The organism is Lactococcus formosensis, from assembly GCF_018403745.1.
GTDB classification, from domain to species: Bacteria; Bacillota; Bacilli; order Lactobacillales; family Streptococcaceae; genus Lactococcus; species Lactococcus formosensis.
The window spans coordinates 95,159-111,906 of sequence record NZ_BOVP01000005.1; the positions used below are offsets into that span (position 1 = coordinate 95,159).

The window sequence follows — 16,748 nt, forward strand, 5'->3', positions numbered from 1 at the left end:
TTTTGGAAACAAAATATAGATGAAAAATAGAAGGAACTTATTATGTTAGACTGATAAAAGAAAATAGAAAACAAAGGAAGGAGATGAACAAATATTGTTAGGTAAGAAAAAGATTCATATTTGAAAGGAGAGCTATATGAAAATCAAAAAACTTATTGCACTATCAACTTTAGGACTCGCTTTGTTTGGGGCAAGCCAGTTAGCCACTGCTGAAAAAGCTTCTGCTGATGGTGTTTTTGGCGATAGCCTTGAAAAGCTAGAGCGCGCAGTCCGTATCTTACAGAATAATTTTACACGTCATGGACGGCAGGTGGCTTATTCTAGGACTTGGCCAGATGCCGCATGGGGCAAAAAGACCTTAACAGCGGAGTATTATAACTGGGCGGTGTCTCATCAAAGTCATGCCTATGTGTCTGGGGGGAAACGAGAAAAGAGTGGCTGGTATGGTCCTGGTTGGAAAGTTTGGACTTCCTCTACAGGTGATTATTATGGAAAAATGGAGTGGCGATATGAAGCAAGGGGTAATAAGTGGTAAGTAATAATGAATAAAGTCTTAAAGCTTACATTATTGCTTTTATTCTCTTTCGTTAGTGTGATGCTTGCCTATATGCGCTACAATGATATTGAGTCAGATAGGCTTACGCGTTATGTGAGTAAGCCAAGTTATACCCAAATCTATCCTCCTGAGATAGGAGATACTGAGTGCTATGAGACAGATGATGTAAAAATACTTGAACGAAAAGATTTTATCTCAGTTATAGAGGAAGTATCAAGGGAGTTCAACACTCCTTTTACTGTTCGTTCCCGCTTTATTGGTGCCGACTATGATGGTAAGGGAAATATCTACTATAGTCGACCAATAGCCAGTATCACATACTTTCAAACCGCTTATAAAAAGCAAAGTCAAAAAGAGTTTATGGATCACGGTTCAAAAGTAACGGTGATCAATGAACCGCTAAAAAAAATAACTGATGAAGAGTACCAAGGAGCCGCAGTATTTTTTGAATCAAGTGAGAAAGAAAAAATATTAGAAGCTTTGAGTGAAAAAATAAACCAAAGATTTAATCTGGCAACCAGTTCAAGCAGCTTAACCTCTCAACCTGAATGGTACAATCCCCAGCCTTTAATCACTCGTGGGAACGATATGTATCGTTTTCTCATCAAGATGATTCTTTTTTTCTATTTTATTTTCCTTCTTGTTTGGATGGTCTTGCGCAGTAAGGAGATTGCTATATATGCTCTTAATGGGATGGGGAACTGGGAAATTCTTCTGCGGATTTATATGAAGAGTTTTCTGTTTGTACAGCTTTTTGTAGGGTTATTAAACAGTAGCTTTCTTCTGAAAGCTTTCGATTTTCAATATTTGATAAGTCTCAGCCTGTTGATGGGACTAAGTCTGATTCTGGTAATGCTTGTTATTGGTATCGTGAATCGAGCATCTTTAGTGGCTCAAACTAATAATAAGTCTTTCTTAAAGCGCGTCCACATTTTGGTTTATCTGGTTAAAGTTTATATCTTTGCGGCCAGTGTCTCTACAAGTATGGGGATTATCCTTTTATTAAATAGCAGTTTGGGTTTGATGCATAAGACACCCTTGGACGACTATGGTGTTTTTGCAGGCTGGAATTTAGGTTATTCTGAAGCTAAAGATAGCTCGAGACACACGGAGATATTTAAATATATCGAAAGTAACGGTGGTTTGCACGCAACCAAAAAAATCTTAGGGCATGAGAACCTCAAAGATTATCAAGGGATAGAGGTTAACTCTACCTATATCGATAAATATTCCGTTAGAGATAGAGAAAACAACCCAATTTACATAGATAAAAGCACTAAAGAAGCTGTTATACTTGTCAACGAACGCTATAAAAGTAAAGTAGAGGAGATAAAAAAAGCTTATAATGACTTGTTAGAGATGCAGGGCGCCTGGTTTCGAGCAACAGAAATCAAGGTGTTCTTGATGAAAGATAAACAAAGTATGCCTATATTTGAAGGGGAAGCAGGCGGTGTTTATTCCAATGGTAAAAAACAAGAACTTGTAGCAGATATAATTGAGGTGCATACGGTAAATAACGCTGGGGTTAATACTTATAGTAATATGTTTTACGGAAATAATACCCTAGGCGTTTTGATTCCAATAAAAGAGAACATAGAAAAAACGTATTTAGAGATACTGCCAAGTTTGAAGAAAGACCTAGTAGCTGCAAGTTTTGTTTCCTTTGTTCCTACATCAAAAATTGCAGAAATTGAGGTCAAACGTTTTATTGGTGAACCGATAACATGGGTATTTATGAATGTTTTAGCTTTTGTGCTTTTTATCCTGATGATTTTATCCACAACGGTAATCTATTTTAAGGTGAATAAGAAGAAGTTAGTACTTAGACGGGTGCAAGGCATTTCATATTTTAGAACATATAAAATACTGTTTATCCTCATTGTTATTCAAAATTTGATTTTCTTAGTTCACTCCACGCTACGCGGACATGAACTAGTGATTGTTGAAGCTTACGTACTCTATGCTTTGATTGAGCTATTTTTAGTCTTCCACCTCCTCACCCGTCTCGAAAAGAAAGAACTGGTCACCACCTTGAAAGGAGCATAAAAACACATGATAGAACTGCAAGAAGTGAGTAAAAAGTTTGGGAAACATCAGAGTTTTGAAAATTTTTCCCTCAGTATTCCAGCTCAGAAAATGACAGCGATACTCGGAAGAAGTGGTGCCGGAAAGTCTACGCTTCTTAATCTTATCGGACTGATTGAAGGCGCAGATTCTGGGAGGTTATATATATCAGGGAAAAAAGCACCTAAGATAAACAGCAAAGAAGCGTTACTTATGCGGCGCAACCTGATAGCATTTCTTTTTCAAAACTTTGCCTTGATTGAAGATGAGAGCATTGAGCGAAATCTCAATATCTCTCTAGTGTATGAGAAAATAAAAGGCAAAGAAAAGCGACGTAGGATGAGAGAGATTTTAAATCAAGTAGGTATTGCTCATAAGCTAAGCGAAAAAGTATACGCTTTGTCTGGTGGGGAAAAACAGCGTGTAGCTCTGGCGCGTGCTTTGTTGAAACGCAGTAAGATTATCTTGGCTGATGAGCCGACCGGTTCTTTAGACGGACAAAATAGAGTTTTGATACTGGGATTGTTACGCCAAGAAGTAGAAAAGGGAAAAACAGTCATCATTGTCACGCATGACCCAGCTGTTGTTGCGGCATGTGACGAATCTATTGAAATATAGAGACTTGACAAAAGCATCCATATTTGATAGACTATTTAAGTATGTTTTTAGCATATAGGCGTGGAAGATAGAATGGTCTATCATCATACCACATCACGAAAACAATATTATAAGGAGAAATTTATCGTGGCTAAACAAGTAGAAAAACTCGTTAAATTGCAAATTCCTGCCGGTAAAGCAACACCAGCTCCACCAGTTGGTCCAGCTTTGGGTCAAGCAGGTATCAACATCATGGGATTCACTAAAGAATTCAACGCGCGTACAGCTGACCAAGCTGGTATGCTTATCCCAGTTGTAATCTCAGTATATGAAGATAAATCATTTACATTCATTACAAAAACTCCTCCAGCAGCAGTTCTTTTGAAAAAAGCAGCTAAAGTTGAAAAAGGTTCAGGTGAACCTAACAAAGTTAAAGTTGCAACTGTAACAAAAGCACAAGTTGAAGAAATTGCAAACACTAAGATGGCTGACCTTAACGCTGGTTCACTTGAAGCAGCAATGTCAATGATCGAAGGTACTGCGAAATCTATGGGATTTGTAGTAGAAGGTTAATTCTTAATTAATCATCGCTCATTTTCCACACAAGTGGAAGGCTGTTATAATAACAGACAACCGATATTACCACAAGGAGAAATATAGAAATGGCTAAAAAAAGCAAATCAATGCGCGCTGCTATCGAAAAAGTAGACGCAACTAAACTTTACAGCGTTGAAGAAGCAGTAGCACTCGCTAAAGAAGCTTCAATCGCAAAATTTGATGCATCTGTAGAAGTTGCATACAACCTTAACATCGACACTAAAAAATCTGACCAACAAATCCGTGGAGCAATGGTATTGCCAAACGGTACTGGTAAAACTGCTCGTGTTCTTGTTTTCGCTCGTGGCGAAAAAGCTAAAGAAGCAGAAGCAGCTGGAGCAGACTTCGTTGGTGCTGATGAACTTGTAACTAAAATCAACGGTGGTTGGTTGGACTTCGATGTTGTAATCGCAACACCTGACATGATGGCTGTTGTAGGTCGTCTTGGACGTGTCCTTGGCCCACGTAACCTCATGCCAAACCCTAAAACTGGTACTGTAACAATGGACGTAACTAAAGCTATTGAAGAATCAAAAGCTGGTAAAGTTAACTACCGTGCTGATAAAGCTGGTAACATCCACGTACCAATCGGTAAAGTTTCATTCGACAACGAAAAACTTATCGAAAACTTCAAAGCTATCAATGCCGTAGTTGTTGCTGCTAAACCAGCTACAGCTAAAGGTACTTACATCACAAACCTTTCAGTTACTACAACTATGGGTGCTGGTGTTAAAGTTGATACAACAAGCTTCTAAGTTAAAAATTAAAAAAGTCTCCTAGGGAGCTTTTTTTGTATATTGAAAGAAACATTTATGTAATTTAAAGTAATTTGAATTAGAAAAATAATCTTTTTCATGTTACAATGGTAATATGAAACGAATAACCCTACTGATAGGCTTTATAGCAGCCGTTTGGATAATTATTTATATCGGAACAGTATTTGAATTCCCCTTGATAAGTTTACAAATAATTTCATTACTATTACTTTTTACGACTTTTCACTTGGTAAAACTCGACGGAACTCGTGTATGGCCCTATTTACTCATTATCGATATTTTCTTGGTGTTTTTCCTCTTTACCTTTTATAATTCTCGTTATTTTTTCACATATATCCAATATGATAGCGATGTGACTGAAATTTTAATTATCGCTGGATCATTTGTTATCTCCCAAATTTTAGGAATCTTTTGGGGCAGTCAATTTTATATTCATCCGAATAAAAAGTAGTGAATCATTCTTCACTACTTTTTTCTGAAAGTTTTTCTAAAATTTCATTGATTTTATCAACCTTAGGTTGAGCAAGGGCCTGAAATTCATTTACCTTTCTTTGAATTTCTTGTCCGGTAAGCTCAGCCTTTTTTGCTTCAATTTTTACATTTTCTAAGTTTGCTTTGACCTCATCTATTTCTTTGCTTAACCGTGAAAAGATTTCTGAGACGTCATTGATGAATTCTTTCATAAGATTTCCTCCGCAATTGCATTAAGATCATAAGTATGTGCTGTGAAAGCAGCAGAGAAACCATCATCTTCAGCATAACGTGGAATGAGGTGTACATGAGTGTGGAAGACAGTTTGCCCAGCTATTTCCTCGTTGTTTTGTAGGATATTTATCCCTTTGGCGTCTAGAGAATCCACAAGTTTATTGGCGATTTCAGGAATTTTAGAGAAAAGCTGAGAGGCTTGCTCGGGTTCCATTGCTAATAAATTTCGTGTATGTGTTTTAGGTACAACTAAAGTATGCCCTTTTGTGGTCTGTGTGATATCAAGAAAGGCTACCAAGTTATCATCTTCGTAGATTTTCGTACTTGGAATTTCACCAGCAATTATTTTACAAAAGATACAATTATCCATAAGAAATCTCCCTGTCCATTTGTAGAGTCTCAAAAGTTGAGCACTACTTTGTTATAAGTAAATTATAACAAATTCTTCTGTTTTTGCTTAGTGTAACTTGTTAAGAAATTTTTTTAGAAAGCGTTAAGACAAATAAATAGTTTTTAATGTTTAAAATTGGTATTATCATGGTAAGAAAAACAAAATAGGAGGTAAAGTCATGAAAAAAATTACAAACCAATTATTGCTTTTCATCCTCATGTTGGGGAGCATTTTGAATCTTACCCCATTGGTGAGTGCTGAAACAAAGTCTCCAAGTGCAATACAATTTGTAGATCAAGTTGTTCTAAGTAATAACAATGGACCAATCAGCTCAAATAAAATAAGCGATGTTTCTTTGGTCAACGCTACCTATACGCTTAGTATTCCAAACGGTACAGTCATTGATACGGCGCAAACGTACTCAATGCCATTACCACAGGAATTAAAGTACACAGGAACTGCTCCAATTTTTCTGACTAAAGAAGATGGTACATTGTTAGGTTCAGTGACTATCCAAAATAATATGCTTAATATTGTTTTTGAGCCCGTCATCAACAATCTATCTAACCGTACATTATTTTTTAACTTTTGGTCTGGATTTAATAAAAATACTTTAAATTATGATATGGGGAATGATTTAGCCTTTCCGACAAAAAATAATTTAAATAATAGTATTCACGTTAATTTTTCAAAAAGTAGCTCAGGTGAAGGTTCAGGTAACAGTGCAATTGCCAAAACATTGCACTATGAAGCAAATAATATAGTATCTTGGACTATAACCATAAACAATGGTGGTTATGAAGTTTCCGATGCGAATTTTGTTGATACGATGGGCAACACACAGGATTATATACCGGGTTCGACCAGTATACATTATAGAAACTATAAAAATACTGTTATTAAAACAGAATCAACGGATTTGGTTTTTAATCCCAATGCAGATGGGAGTCAATCCACTTCCTTAAATCTTGGACATCTCCATGGTGACACAGAAGCATCTCTCACCGAACCAAATTCAGTGGTCATACATTATCAGACAAAATTAAAATCTAATCCTCTCAATAATAAATATCCTAATCAAGCTTTTTCCTATGATGGTGCAACTCTAATTGATAGTGCAGTTTCTACTGCAACCTACCACGGTCAAAGTGGGGGAGGCACAGGCGACGTTGCCGGTGATGTGCACATCAAATATGTTGACGAATTAGGAAATGACCTTATGGATAATATTGTGCTCAAAGGAAGTATCGGACAAACTTATACTTCTGAGCAAAAAGAATTTGAAGGATATACTTTCAAAGAAGTACAAGGTAATCCCACAGGAGTCTTTACGAATCAGGAGCAAACAATCACTTATATTTATACTAAAATACCTGTCAAGGTGGCTGGTGATGTGATTGTTCAATATGTTGACGAATCAGGTAAAAAACTTTCTAATGACGAGAAGCTAACTGGAAAAGTCGGAGAAACTTATACTTCAGAACAAAAAGCATTTGAAGGATACACCCTCAAAGAAGTACAAGGTAATTCCACAGGGACTTTCACAGACCAGGAAGAAACTATTACTTATGTTTATACTAAATTACCAGTAAAAGGTGAAACAGTAACTGTAAAATACACAGGCGATGATGGTAAAAAAATAGCAGAAGATACAGTTCTTACAGGCAACATTGGTGAAAAATATGTTTCGACACCGAAAGAACTCTCAGGTTATAGTATAAAAGGTGTTCAAGGAAATCCCAAAGGTGTGTTTACTCATGCCAAACAAGAAGTAAAATACTTGTATACTAAAAATCAAGCGCATCAAATTAATCTCCCAGCTACAGGAGAAGATAACGGAAAATTTTTGACAATCATTGGTGCCATTCTCTTATTTTTAATAGGAGGAGTGATATTCTTTGTAAAAAAGATTAATAAGTATAAGTAATCTTTAATAATATTACTCACCACAAAATATAAAATAGATTAAAAATCTTAAAAAAATCAAATATATGTTATAATAATTTTTAATAAATTATAAATGAGGAGAACTTCAGCATGGATGGGTATATTTTTGATTTTGATGGGACATTAGCAAATTCGGGAAGCACGGGTATATTGGCAACAAGAGCCGCTTTTCAAGAGTTTAACTTAAGTATTCCCTCAGAAGAGAGGATTAACTACTACACAGGGATTCCTATCGAAAAATCTTTTAAAAAAATGGCTGCAGATCATATATTTGAGGAGAAAGAATTTGAGGCACTGTTAAGTGCTTTTCGAGAGTACTATAAGGTTTATGAGCAAGAAAATCTCACTCTTTTTCCTCACATCAAAGAAGTTCTTCAAAACCTGTACCATTCCGGTAAGAGGCTTTACGTGGTTTCAAGTAAGCATTCTACAGCTTTAAAGAGAAATTTAGAATTTCTTGAGATTGCTTCTTATTTTGAAGGTGTGATTGGTTCAGACCAAGTTAAAAATTATAAACCTGCGCCAGATGGGGTGCTCTACATTGTGAAGCAGTATGGTTTAAGTACAAAGCAAACAGTAATGATTGGTGATGCCATTTTCGATATACAGATGGGGAAAGCTGCAGGGGTACAGACATGTGCTGTAACTTGGGGTGCACACGATGCAACCGAGTTAGCAGCACAGCAACCTAACTTTCTGATTGAGCAAGTGGACGAGTTGTTGAACCTTTAAACGGAAGTGTATTGAATAAAGCTTTTGAGTTTGTGAAATTTAGGAAATGAATTTTATGATTTATAAAAAATATGGGGAAGTTTTTAAAAAATTACGTATCCAACATAAACTTTCTTTGCGTGATTTTGAGCGCATTGGTTTATCAAAGTCAACGATATCTTCCTTTGAAAATGGAAAAACACTGATTTCATTTGATAAACTAGATCTTGCTTTACAGGAAATGCATACAACATTCAGATCCTACATGCTGATGCTCAACAATGATGAAGAAGATTATTGGTTGAATCAGTTTAAAAAAATAGAGTACGCTTATTTTAACAAGAATTTATATTTGTTAGAACATATATATGTAGAAAATAATGCCTATGATTTAGAAGAAAATAAGGTTATAGCACTTTCTGCTAAAGCTTGTTATAGCCATTTATCGCCGCTTGAAGTTTCTTATATTGAGACGAAACTAAAAAGTTACTATATTTGGCATAGTTATGAACTCTATATTTTGGTGAATACCTTAGATGAAATCGACCCTATTTTACTGCAAGATATTGTTTGGCGAATCCTTTCACAAAATAAATACTATTTGAAAGAAATAACCGAATTTAGAAACCTGCTTATTCGTGTTGTCATTCGAGCGACACTTGCAATGATACGTCAAAGCTATAAGGATTATTCAGAACGTTTTCTCAAAGCACTTGAGGAATTGACAATAGTCTTTGACACCTATATTCGAATATCGACCCTCTTTGTAAAAGGTTGTTGGATTTACGCATTTGATAATCAAATTACGGGGAAAAAACTCATTGCGCGTGCTTTAAAAATATTATCCGAGATTGGAGCCTTAGAGCTGCGGGAAGTTTTCCAAAAAGATTTTGAGAAAATATGCAATAAATCAAGTGCATGAATGATAAGTAAGTTTTTTATATTGTCCTCATTTTTGAACGACTAAAATTGAGAAAAAGAGTTGCGTTAGAGGAAAGCAAAAGAAGGAGTGATATGATAAAATTAACTTATACTAAATTCGAATAGAAATGGAGATATTAACGTGGCACTAAAAATAAATAACGTGACTGGAGGCTACTTTGGCAATCCGGTTCTTGAAGATGTAAGCTTTGAGATAGGAAACGGAGAGTTAGTTGGTCTCATCGGCCTCAATGGTGCAGGTAAATCAACAACTATTCAAGAAATTATGGGCTTGCTCACACCTTACTCTGGCCAGATTGAATTAGATGGAATTACGCTCCAAGAAGATCTTGAAGGCTATCGCAAAAAGATTGGTTTTATTCCAGAAACACCAAGTTTGTATGAAGAACTCACCCTTCGTGAGCATATCGAGCTTACAGCATTAGCTTATGGGGTTCCTGTAGAAGAAGCAATGCCTCGGGCAGAAAATCTCTTGAAAACCTTCCGTTTAGAAGATAAGTTAGACTGGTTCCCGGTCAATTTTTCTAAAGGTATGAAGCAAAAGGTAATGATTATTTGTGCCTTTTTGACGGACCCAAGTCTTTACATTATTGATGAACCATTTTTAGGTTTGGATCCTTTAGCGATTCAAGATTTAATCACACTTATGCTTTCCATGCGTGATGCTGGAGCTTCCATTTTGATGAGTACGCACATTCTCTCAACAGCGGAGAAATTCTGTGACAAATTTGTCATTCTCCATGAAGGGAGGGTGTTAATTGCGGGGAGTATGGAAGATTTACGTGCTAAATTTGGCAAGGAAGACGCCAGCCTCGATGAGATTTATTTAGAATTGACGAAAGGTGTAAATACCCATGAATAGCTTATTTGAAGAACGCCGCAAAGTATACTATCGGCAAAATCTCAAATATTTGCGTTATGTTTTTAATGATCATTTTGTCCTCTTTTTGATGATTTTATTGGGTGCTTTAGCCGTACAGTATGCTCAATTTTTACAAGCTCACAGTTTAACTACTGTTGGAAAAGTTGGTTTAGTCCTTTTAATCACAATTTTAAGCCAGATTTTTGGAAGATTGGCAAGCTTTGTGGAACCTGCGGATAAAGTGTTTCTCCTACCACAAGAGAAAGGAGTGCGCAAACACTTACTTTTGTCTTACCTTCGTTCGCTTGTCTTCCCTGCGCTTATTAGTCTTATTTTAGTTGGGATTGTGGCACCACTTTTAAAATGGTCATTCCTTTATCTCTTACTATGGTTTTCTCTTTTAGTCTTGTTAAAAGCAGCAGGTTTAGGCCTTCGCTTACGTCAACTTATGCCCAATGGCATTATTTATTGGGAGAGACTTATTGCCTATGAAGAAAACCGCAAAACGAATACTTTACGTTTCTTTGCCCTTTTTACCAATGTCAAAGGTCTGAAAACTCAAAGTCACCGCCGAAAATATTTAGATTTTCTCCTGCCTAAGACATTACGCACCTATGAATACCTCTTTAGTCGTGCCTTTTTACGTTCAGGAGATTATCTTTCTCTGACTCTACGTTTAATCGCCTTGGCTGTACTTGCCTTGACTTTCATTGGCAACCCGTTACTTGCTGTTATTTTGGCATCGGTCTTTAATTACTTATTACTTTTTCAACTTTTTGCTCTACAAGATTCTTTTGAATATCAAATTTTGACGCGGATTTATCCACTCCGTCACTCTTCAAAATTTACAGCCCTTAAGGATGTCCTCTCACGTATCATGCTTTTTGCAACCGTTGTAGAAGTTATTTTTGGCTTAATTTTTCTGCAAGCACGCCTTTATCTGATTCTCCTTTTACTGGTGAATTTGCTGTTAATAAAATTTTATATAAAGATGCGCTTGAAAGGCAAATAAAAAAACAGCTTAAGCTGTTTTTTTATTTTGCAATGATCTTTGTTCCGTGGACGAAATGTGTACCTGTTAAGCTTGCATATTCTTCATAGTTATCCACAGTTACTCCGCCACCGATAATAATAGTAATTCTTCCTTTTGCATATTTAACAAGATCTGCAATTTTTTCGGTATTGAGTGGCTTGTCGAGACTGTCACCATGCATAAGAATTTTTTCTACACCAGCTTCGATCAGTGTGTCAATGGCTGCATGTTGGTCTTCAATCTCATCAAAGGCCATGTGGAAGGTCACAGGAAGTCCTTGAGAGGCGACCATGAGTGTTTCAAGAGCTTCCACGTCTATTTGATTGTCTTCTGTTAGAGCTCCTAAAACAAGGTTTTGTGCGCCAGCTTCAATAGCCTTGAGAATATCATTTTCCATAATCTTTAACTCATAAGAATTATAGACAAAATTGCCTCCACGTGGGCGGATGATAACGGCTAGAGTAGTTTTTTGGTCTCCGATAAATTCAGCAGCTTGCTGAATAACACCATAGCTCGGTGTTGTTCCACCGACAGCAAGGTTATCACAAAGTTCAATACGTTCCACACCTGCAGCGATTGCTTTAGGAATTTCGGTAAAATTTTCAACACAAAGTTCACGAATAATCATTGGCTTCTTTATTTCCTTTTCTGACTTTTTCTATATTATAACAAAAAAAGCAACGTTACTGTTTTTAACGATTAGCTAAGTGATGTTATCGCAAGTATAGCTACGGAAACTATTACATAAATAAAAGAGAGTACTAGAAATTTATAGGCGTAGAATAGAGTCTCTTGTGTGATTTTAATATCGCCATTCCACGATTTACTTTGAGATTAGGAGTGTGATAAAAGCTTACAATAGAGTATCAAAAGCAACAAAGAAGGTGAAAGGTATAGGTGGTACATAATCAAAGCACTTTTGTGTAATTGGAGTGTTTTGTGAGATAATAGTACTAATTAGGGAGATTGAAAATGAATAAACAAAATCAAGAAACTACGTTTAAACAAAGCCTCAAAAATACGAGTATCGTAGTTGCTATTATCATACTTCTAAGACTGATTAAGAAACTTATTTTTAAGTTTCAAGAAACAAAAGAATTTTTTAATGAAATACTATTTTCTAATTCTCCTTTTTTATATGGAACGATTGTTGTCTGTACTGTAATTCTTGCATGGGTTCTTGTTTCACTCTTAGGTGCCTCGGTATATTATTTTTATAAAAAAGTAATAGGTAAATAGTAATAGTATGAATTGTAAACGTGGCCAATACGCGCAATTATTAATTTGATTATCGTATCTTTCACTCTTTAACTATTTTTTAATTAAGTATTTTTTTATCGAAAAAGGATATAATTAACACAGAAAAGGACTGACATTGAAAATAGAAAGAATAAAATTAGCGACTAAATTTACTATGGGTATGTTTATATTAATTCTGGTAACCATGATAATAACTTATGTAATTAATCCTAATTTAGAAAATTTATTAAATGGAGTAAGCACAAATGTTCCAGAAACATCAAACTCTAATCAGGGACTAAATCAAATTTTATCCTATGTTATAAATAATGGAGTGAGGGTTCCATTTCAAATGTTCATCCTATCATTGATTCCAATAGGCTATTTATATTTAACAAATGCTATTATTACATCTATTTTAACGGGTATCTTATTCGGGGCTTTATTTCGTTACTCAATAGCCAAATCAATTACTTTTTTATGCTCTGCTTTCCCTTATCTTTTCTTGGAGATATTTGCATACTGTATGTTAGCTTCAATGCTCTATCAAATTAATAAATGGGTTAGAGACAAAATAAAACACAGACAGAATACATCCTTTCATTCTGAAATAAGGGCCCTTTTTATAGACTATTTAAAACATGTTATTCCAGTAATCATACTTGCAGCAATTTTTGAAACGTATCTCGCAGATTTAATTTTAAAACTATTTTGATAAACAGATTAATTAAACTCTCATAGCAAGTAAACTGTGAGTTTTTTTAATCGTTTTATTAGGCTCAATGGTATTATATAGTTATAATACAAACTATGTAAATTATTTGAAAGTGACCAATACTATGGATAAAATATTCGCATCAAAATTAAAATACGGAGATGAGATTAGAGTTATCTCACCTAGTTCTTCGATCGAAAGAGTAGGAGGATTTGAGGACAATATAATATCTAAAATAAGGCTTGAGGACTTGGGGTTTAAAGTAACTTTTGGAAGGCATATCTTAGAAAATGATCGTTTATACTCTAGTTCAATTAACTCCCGTCTTTCTGACATACATGAAGCTTTTTCTGATGAAAACGTGAAAGCAATACTAACCACAATAGGGGGATTAAATTGTAATGAGTTGCTTCCTTATATAGACTGGAATTTGATTAAACAAAATCCCAAAATGTTCATTGGTTATTCTGATACAACAAGTCTACATAATGCAATACGAGCCAAGACAGGTCTTGTGACGTATTATGGCCCTTCTTATTCATCTTTTAAAATGGATGAACTTCAAGAGTTTCAGACCCAAAGCTGGATAAAAGCTATGAAAAATAAAAATTATACATTAGAACCTAGTGATTTATGGACAAGCGACTTGTGGTTTGATAAATCTATAACTAGATCCCCCAAAAAAACAAAATGGAAAATCTATAATCATGGAGAGGTAAAGGGAGTTATTACGGGTGGGAATATGCAAACCTATAACCTCCAAGCTGGGACAAAATTTTTACCTGAAGTTAAGTCTCCAATTTTATTTTTAGAACTTTCAGAAGGCGGAATACCTCTAGAATTTTCAAGATATTTGGCACAAATATTAGAAATTCATACTGATGTATCTGGTTTAGTCATTGGTCGTTTTCCTACAGATACTGAGATTTCTGAAGAGATTCTTTACTATATTTTGGATAAATTTCCTATTTTAAAGACTATTCCCGTAATTTATGATGTTGATTTTGGCCATACACAACCAATATTCACCTTCCCTCTGGGAGGAATAGCTGAAATTTCTACTGACCCTATGGTCATTCAAATATCACAGGGATAATAAAAAGACTGCATATCCTAGATTTACAGCTCCTTGCTTGAAAAAAATTAGTTATATTTTTTACTATATTTTAGTTGAACTTTATTGAAAGCTATTTATTATCTATTTAAGTAAGAAGTAGGATTAGATATTGATTTATGAGAGGAGTTACATGTTGTTTCAGTTGTATGTTAAAATAGGTCTATGTTAAAAAAAATCGAAAAAGCCTATATGTACTTAGAACAAAACTTAGAAAGCCTAAGCTGTCCTTTATGCCATACTTCCTTTTCTTTGGAACCCTATGCACTGCGTTGTGAGAATAAGCACACCTTTAACTTGAATAAAAAGGGGTATATTAACTTTTTACAAACAAAAGCAGATACGCAACACTATACAAAGAAGATGTTTGAGCCGAGACGTCGCTTAATCGCCGCTGGAATGTACGCACCTGTACTTAAGGAAATTGAAACAGCCCTTTTGCCTGGTAATTTGTTGGATGTTGGGACAGGGGAAGGTAAGTTTTTGGAGTTGTTGTCTTACCAAGGGAACAAATTTGGCTTTGATATTGCCAAAGATGGTATTGAAATGGCGACAGATTTGCCCTTTTCAGCTTTTCTAAGTTTGGCAGATTTAACAAGATTGCCTTTTGCTGATGGTTCAATTTCGAGTGTTTTAAATATTTTTACACCTTCAAACTATAAAGAGTTTAACCGTGTGTTACAGTCAGAGGGAAATATCATCAAGATTGTACCTGACCGATATTATCTTCAAGAGCTACGTAAAGTCTATGGCTTTCCAGTTAACTATGACAATACAGAGGTTATTCAACGCTTTAAGCAGGAATATCCTAATGCCGTGGAAAAAGAACTTCATTATAATTTTGAAATTCCTGAGGAATTACGTTTAGATTTTCTGGAAATGAGTCCTTTAGAGTGGGCAGTATCCACTGAGATAAAAACAATAGCGAGAAAAAATCCCCCAATGCAAGCAACTATCCATGTGCAAGTTTTGGTAGGGCAAAAATAAAAAACCTCCAGCAGAGGTTTTTTTCGTTAGAAAATAAAATTTATTATTTCATGAGTAGATGTACAATCTTTTTAATTCCCTTTTTACAAACAAGGAAAACGATAAAACCAACAACAAGAGCAGCTGGCACAGCAACTAAACTACTTGTGATTGTAATAAAAATATAGACCATCATAGCCATGATTACTGAAAAGCTAGCGACATTAAGAAAGAAAGTCAGCTCATGGACACGTTTTGTCAGATGACTTTCTTGTGCATGTAGCTCATCATATGAGTAGTATTCTTGCTTCTCATAGAAATCGTTTAAATTTTTTAATTCCATAGTTTTTTCCTAAGTTTTCCTGATAATTAAGCTCTACACTACATCATAACAAATTATGTAAATGTTTGCAATACAATTTCATGTCTTATGTTACTTTTTTGTTAATCGGAAAATAAAATAAAATGAAAATCTGACGTGTCAAGAGCGATAAATAGTGATATAATTTAGTCTATGATTAAAATTACTACTACCGCAGAAAGTGTGGAGCAAGCCAAAGCCCTACTAGCTGCTGGAACTGACACCCTTTATATTGGTGAAGCCGAGTTTGGGTTACGCTTACCCACAGCGCTTAGCTATGATGAAATTCGTGAGATTACAGCTCTTGCACATGCAGCAGGAAAAACGGTTACTGTTGCAGTGAATGCGCTAATGCACGTTGACATGATGGCTAAAATCAAACCCTTCTTAGACTTCTTGCAAGACATTAAAGTAGACCGTATCGCTGTAGGAGATGCAGGAGTTATCTTCGTACTTCAGAGGGACAAGTATGACCTTCCTTTTACTTATGATGCCTCTACAATGGTAACTTCAAGTAGACAAGTTAATTTTTGGGCGGGGCAAGGTGCTGTCGAAGCCGTATTGGCACGTGAGATTCCCAAACCTGAACTTGAAGCTATGACGGGAAACTTAGATGTACCCGGCGAGGTATTGGTTTATGGAGCAACTGTTATCCATCAAAGTAAACGTCCTTTAGTGCAAAATTACTATAATTTTATTAAGACAGAAGAGACGGGAAAAGATCGTGAACGTAATCTTTTTGTTTCGGAACCTAAAAGGGAAGATACCCACTATAGTATCTTTGAAGACAATCATGGTACACACATTTTTGCTAACGATGATCTTAATATGATGAGTGAACTTTCTGACTTGGTTAAAATGGGCTTTGACCATTGGAAACTGGATGGTATTTTCACTCGTGGCGCGGATTTTGTTGCTATTACGAAGTTGTTTGTGGAAGCTAAAAATACCATTGAGGCAGGAAAGTTCACTGCAGACAAGGCTTTCCAGCTAGAAGAAGAAGTGCGTAAATTTCATCCAGCTGGACGTACATTATCCCATGGTTTTTATGATTTAGATCCTGATAAAATCAAGTGATGCACACCTTCTATTACAAAAAGAAGGACTAGGTCGAAAGTGTTCATTTTTTCTTGAAAGAAAGTATTTCCGTATTTAGATTTCAGGAAGATGTG

General features: G+C 35.4%; 20 protein-coding genes. 16 read left to right on the forward strand and 4 right to left on the reverse strand.

The genetic code is table 11. The features are described 5' to 3' along the window. Positions 1-136 precede the first annotated feature (136 nt). From KJS37_RS07420 to KJS37_RS07445, 6 genes are all read left to right on the forward strand, one after another. Positions 137-535: a hypothetical protein gene (locus KJS37_RS07420; RefSeq protein WP_165713499.1), complete on the forward strand. Its 399-nt coding sequence runs from the start codon at positions 137-139 to the stop codon at positions 533-535. A gap of 6 nt (positions 536-541) precedes the next feature. Next, the gene (locus KJS37_RS07425; RefSeq protein ID WP_213496643.1) at positions 542-2,602 is read left to right on the forward strand and encodes a DUF1430 domain-containing protein; all 2,061 of its coding nucleotides are present in this window, start codon (positions 542-544) and stop codon (positions 2,600-2,602) included. Positions 2,603-2,608: 6 nt separating this feature from the next. Further along, a complete protein-coding gene (locus KJS37_RS07430; protein ID WP_213496645.1) occupies positions 2,609-3,238 on the forward strand; it encodes a putative bacteriocin export ABC transporter in 630 nt (209 codons plus the stop codon). Positions 3,239-3,364: 126 nt separating this feature from the next. Next, a complete protein-coding gene (gene rplK, locus KJS37_RS07435) occupies positions 3,365-3,790 on the forward strand; it encodes a 50S ribosomal protein L11 (RefSeq protein ID WP_003133340.1) in 426 nt (141 codons plus the stop codon). A gap of 89 nt (positions 3,791-3,879) precedes the next feature. Next, entirely contained in the window at positions 3,880-4,569 is a 690-nt protein-coding gene (rplA, locus tag KJS37_RS07440) for a 50S ribosomal protein L1 (RefSeq protein ID WP_003133341.1), read from the forward strand. A 115-nt stretch (positions 4,570-4,684) separates the two neighbouring features. Then, positions 4,685-5,041, forward strand: a complete 357-nt coding sequence (locus KJS37_RS07445) for a hypothetical protein (protein WP_017368636.1) — start codon at positions 4,685-4,687, stop codon at positions 5,039-5,041. 4 nt (positions 5,042-5,045) lie between these two features. On the opposite strand, the gene KJS37_RS07450 is transcribed toward KJS37_RS07445, so the two are convergent. Then, positions 5,046-5,273 (reverse strand): hypothetical protein, encoded by a 228-nt coding sequence (locus KJS37_RS07450; RefSeq protein WP_096369065.1) that lies wholly within the window; start codon positions 5,271-5,273, stop codon positions 5,046-5,048. Beyond that, on the reverse strand, positions 5,270-5,665 hold the full coding sequence (locus KJS37_RS07455) for an HIT family protein (RefSeq protein ID WP_017368634.1): 396 nt from the start codon (positions 5,663-5,665) through the stop codon (positions 5,270-5,272). The genes KJS37_RS07450 and KJS37_RS07455 overlap by 4 nt, the downstream gene beginning before the upstream one ends. 199 nt (positions 5,666-5,864) lie before the next feature. Here KJS37_RS07455 and KJS37_RS07460 point away from each other — a divergent pair, with 199 nt between their 5' ends. The 5 genes from KJS37_RS07460 to KJS37_RS07480 all read left to right on the forward strand — a co-directional run bounded on the left by KJS37_RS07460 (position 5,865) and on the right by KJS37_RS07480 (position 11,160). Beyond that, positions 5,865-7,613: a MucBP domain-containing protein gene (locus KJS37_RS07460; protein ID WP_213496647.1), complete on the forward strand. Its 1,749-nt coding sequence runs from the start codon at positions 5,865-5,867 to the stop codon at positions 7,611-7,613. A 110-nt stretch (positions 7,614-7,723) separates the two neighbouring features. After that, a complete protein-coding gene (locus KJS37_RS07465) occupies positions 7,724-8,365 on the forward strand; it encodes an HAD family hydrolase (RefSeq protein ID WP_165714550.1) in 642 nt (213 codons plus the stop codon). A gap of 55 nt (positions 8,366-8,420) precedes the next feature. Beyond that, positions 8,421-9,266 carry an Rgg/GadR/MutR family transcriptional regulator gene (locus KJS37_RS07470; protein ID WP_165711941.1) on the forward strand — a complete coding sequence of 282 codons (846 nt, stop codon included), beginning with the start codon at positions 8,421-8,423 and terminating at the stop codon, positions 9,264-9,266. A gap of 141 nt (positions 9,267-9,407) precedes the next feature. After that, positions 9,408-10,148 (forward strand): ABC transporter ATP-binding protein, encoded by a 741-nt coding sequence (locus KJS37_RS07475; RefSeq protein WP_165713495.1) that lies wholly within the window; start codon positions 9,408-9,410, stop codon positions 10,146-10,148. Then, positions 10,141-11,160 (forward strand): ABC transporter permease, encoded by a 1,020-nt coding sequence (locus KJS37_RS07480; protein WP_213496650.1) that lies wholly within the window; start codon positions 10,141-10,143, stop codon positions 11,158-11,160. Before KJS37_RS07475 ends, KJS37_RS07480 begins: the two co-directional genes overlap by 8 nt. Before the next feature lie 22 nt (positions 11,161-11,182). Here KJS37_RS07480 and KJS37_RS07485 read toward each other — a convergent pair whose 3' ends face one another. Beyond that, positions 11,183-11,809 carry a copper homeostasis protein CutC gene (locus tag KJS37_RS07485; protein ID WP_096369070.1) on the reverse strand — a complete coding sequence of 209 codons (627 nt, stop codon included), beginning with the start codon at positions 11,807-11,809 and terminating at the stop codon, positions 11,183-11,185. Between the two features lie 344 nt (positions 11,810-12,153). Here KJS37_RS07485 and KJS37_RS07490 point away from each other — a divergent pair, with 344 nt between their 5' ends. The 4 genes from KJS37_RS07490 (at position 12,154) to KJS37_RS07505 (ending at position 15,236) form a co-directional block, all read left to right on the forward strand. After that, entirely contained in the window at positions 12,154-12,420 is a 267-nt protein-coding gene (locus KJS37_RS07490; protein WP_213496652.1) for a hypothetical protein, read from the forward strand. A 136-nt stretch (positions 12,421-12,556) separates the two neighbouring features. After that, a complete protein-coding gene (locus tag KJS37_RS07495) occupies positions 12,557-13,135 on the forward strand; it encodes a stage II sporulation protein M (RefSeq protein ID WP_213496654.1) in 579 nt (192 codons plus the stop codon). 124 nt (positions 13,136-13,259) lie between these two features. After that, complete coding sequence (locus KJS37_RS07500) at positions 13,260-14,231, forward strand: S66 family peptidase (protein WP_213496656.1); 972 nt, start codon at positions 13,260-13,262, stop codon at positions 14,229-14,231. A gap of 183 nt (positions 14,232-14,414) precedes the next feature. Next, positions 14,415-15,236, forward strand: a complete 822-nt coding sequence (locus tag KJS37_RS07505; RefSeq protein WP_017368624.1) for a putative RNA methyltransferase — start codon at positions 14,415-14,417, stop codon at positions 15,234-15,236. 43 nt (positions 15,237-15,279) lie between these two features. Here the strand turns inward: KJS37_RS07505 and KJS37_RS07510 are convergent, their stop codons facing one another. Beyond that, complete coding sequence (locus tag KJS37_RS07510) at positions 15,280-15,558, reverse strand: DUF3270 domain-containing protein (protein WP_017368623.1); 279 nt, start codon at positions 15,556-15,558, stop codon at positions 15,280-15,282. Between the two features lie 171 nt (positions 15,559-15,729). Between KJS37_RS07510 and KJS37_RS07515 the strand changes: the two genes are divergently transcribed. Further along, on the forward strand, positions 15,730-16,653 hold the full coding sequence (locus KJS37_RS07515) for a peptidase U32 family protein (protein ID WP_165714544.1): 924 nt from the start codon (positions 15,730-15,732) through the stop codon (positions 16,651-16,653). Positions 16,654-16,748 lie beyond the last annotated feature (95 nt).

Bases quoted from the DNA above. Each gene is read 5' to 3' on its own strand.
- KJS37_RS07420 (WP_165713499.1), top strand. From the start codon at position 137: ATGAAAATCAAAAAACTTATTGCACTATCAACTTTAGGACTCGCTTTG.
- KJS37_RS07425 (WP_213496643.1), top strand. From the start codon at position 542: ATGAATAAAGTCTTAAAGCTTACATTATTGCTTTTATTCTCTTTCGTT.
- KJS37_RS07430 (WP_213496645.1), top strand. From the start codon at position 2,609: ATGATAGAACTGCAAGAAGTGAGTAAAAAGTTTGGGAAACATCAGAGT.
- rplA (WP_003133341.1), top strand. From the start codon at position 3,880: ATGGCTAAAAAAAGCAAATCAATGCGCGCTGCTATCGAAAAAGTAGAC.
- KJS37_RS07445 (WP_017368636.1), top strand. From the start codon at position 4,685: ATGAAACGAATAACCCTACTGATAGGCTTTATAGCAGCCGTTTGGATA.
- KJS37_RS07450 (WP_096369065.1), bottom strand. From the start codon at position 5,273: ATGAAAGAATTCATCAATGACGTCTCAGAAATCTTTTCACGGTTAAGC.
- KJS37_RS07455 (WP_017368634.1), bottom strand. From the start codon at position 5,665: ATGGATAATTGTATCTTTTGTAAAATAATTGCTGGTGAAATTCCAAGT.
- KJS37_RS07460 (WP_213496647.1), top strand. From the start codon at position 5,865: ATGAAAAAAATTACAAACCAATTATTGCTTTTCATCCTCATGTTGGGG.
- KJS37_RS07465 (WP_165714550.1), top strand. From the start codon at position 7,724: ATGGATGGGTATATTTTTGATTTTGATGGGACATTAGCAAATTCGGGA.
- KJS37_RS07470 (WP_165711941.1), top strand. From the start codon at position 8,421: ATGATTTATAAAAAATATGGGGAAGTTTTTAAAAAATTACGTATCCAA.
- KJS37_RS07480 (WP_213496650.1), top strand. From the start codon at position 10,141: ATGAATAGCTTATTTGAAGAACGCCGCAAAGTATACTATCGGCAAAAT.
- KJS37_RS07485 (WP_096369070.1), bottom strand. From the start codon at position 11,809: ATGATTATTCGTGAACTTTGTGTTGAAAATTTTACCGAAATTCCTAAA.
- KJS37_RS07490 (WP_213496652.1), top strand. From the start codon at position 12,154: ATGAATAAACAAAATCAAGAAACTACGTTTAAACAAAGCCTCAAAAAT.
- KJS37_RS07500 (WP_213496656.1), top strand. From the start codon at position 13,260: ATGGATAAAATATTCGCATCAAAATTAAAATACGGAGATGAGATTAGA.
- KJS37_RS07505 (WP_017368624.1), top strand. From the start codon at position 14,415: ATGTTAAAAAAAATCGAAAAAGCCTATATGTACTTAGAACAAAACTTA.
- KJS37_RS07510 (WP_017368623.1), bottom strand. From the start codon at position 15,558: ATGGAATTAAAAAATTTAAACGATTTCTATGAGAAGCAAGAATACTAC.
- KJS37_RS07515 (WP_165714544.1), top strand. From the start codon at position 15,730: ATGATTAAAATTACTACTACCGCAGAAAGTGTGGAGCAAGCCAAAGCC.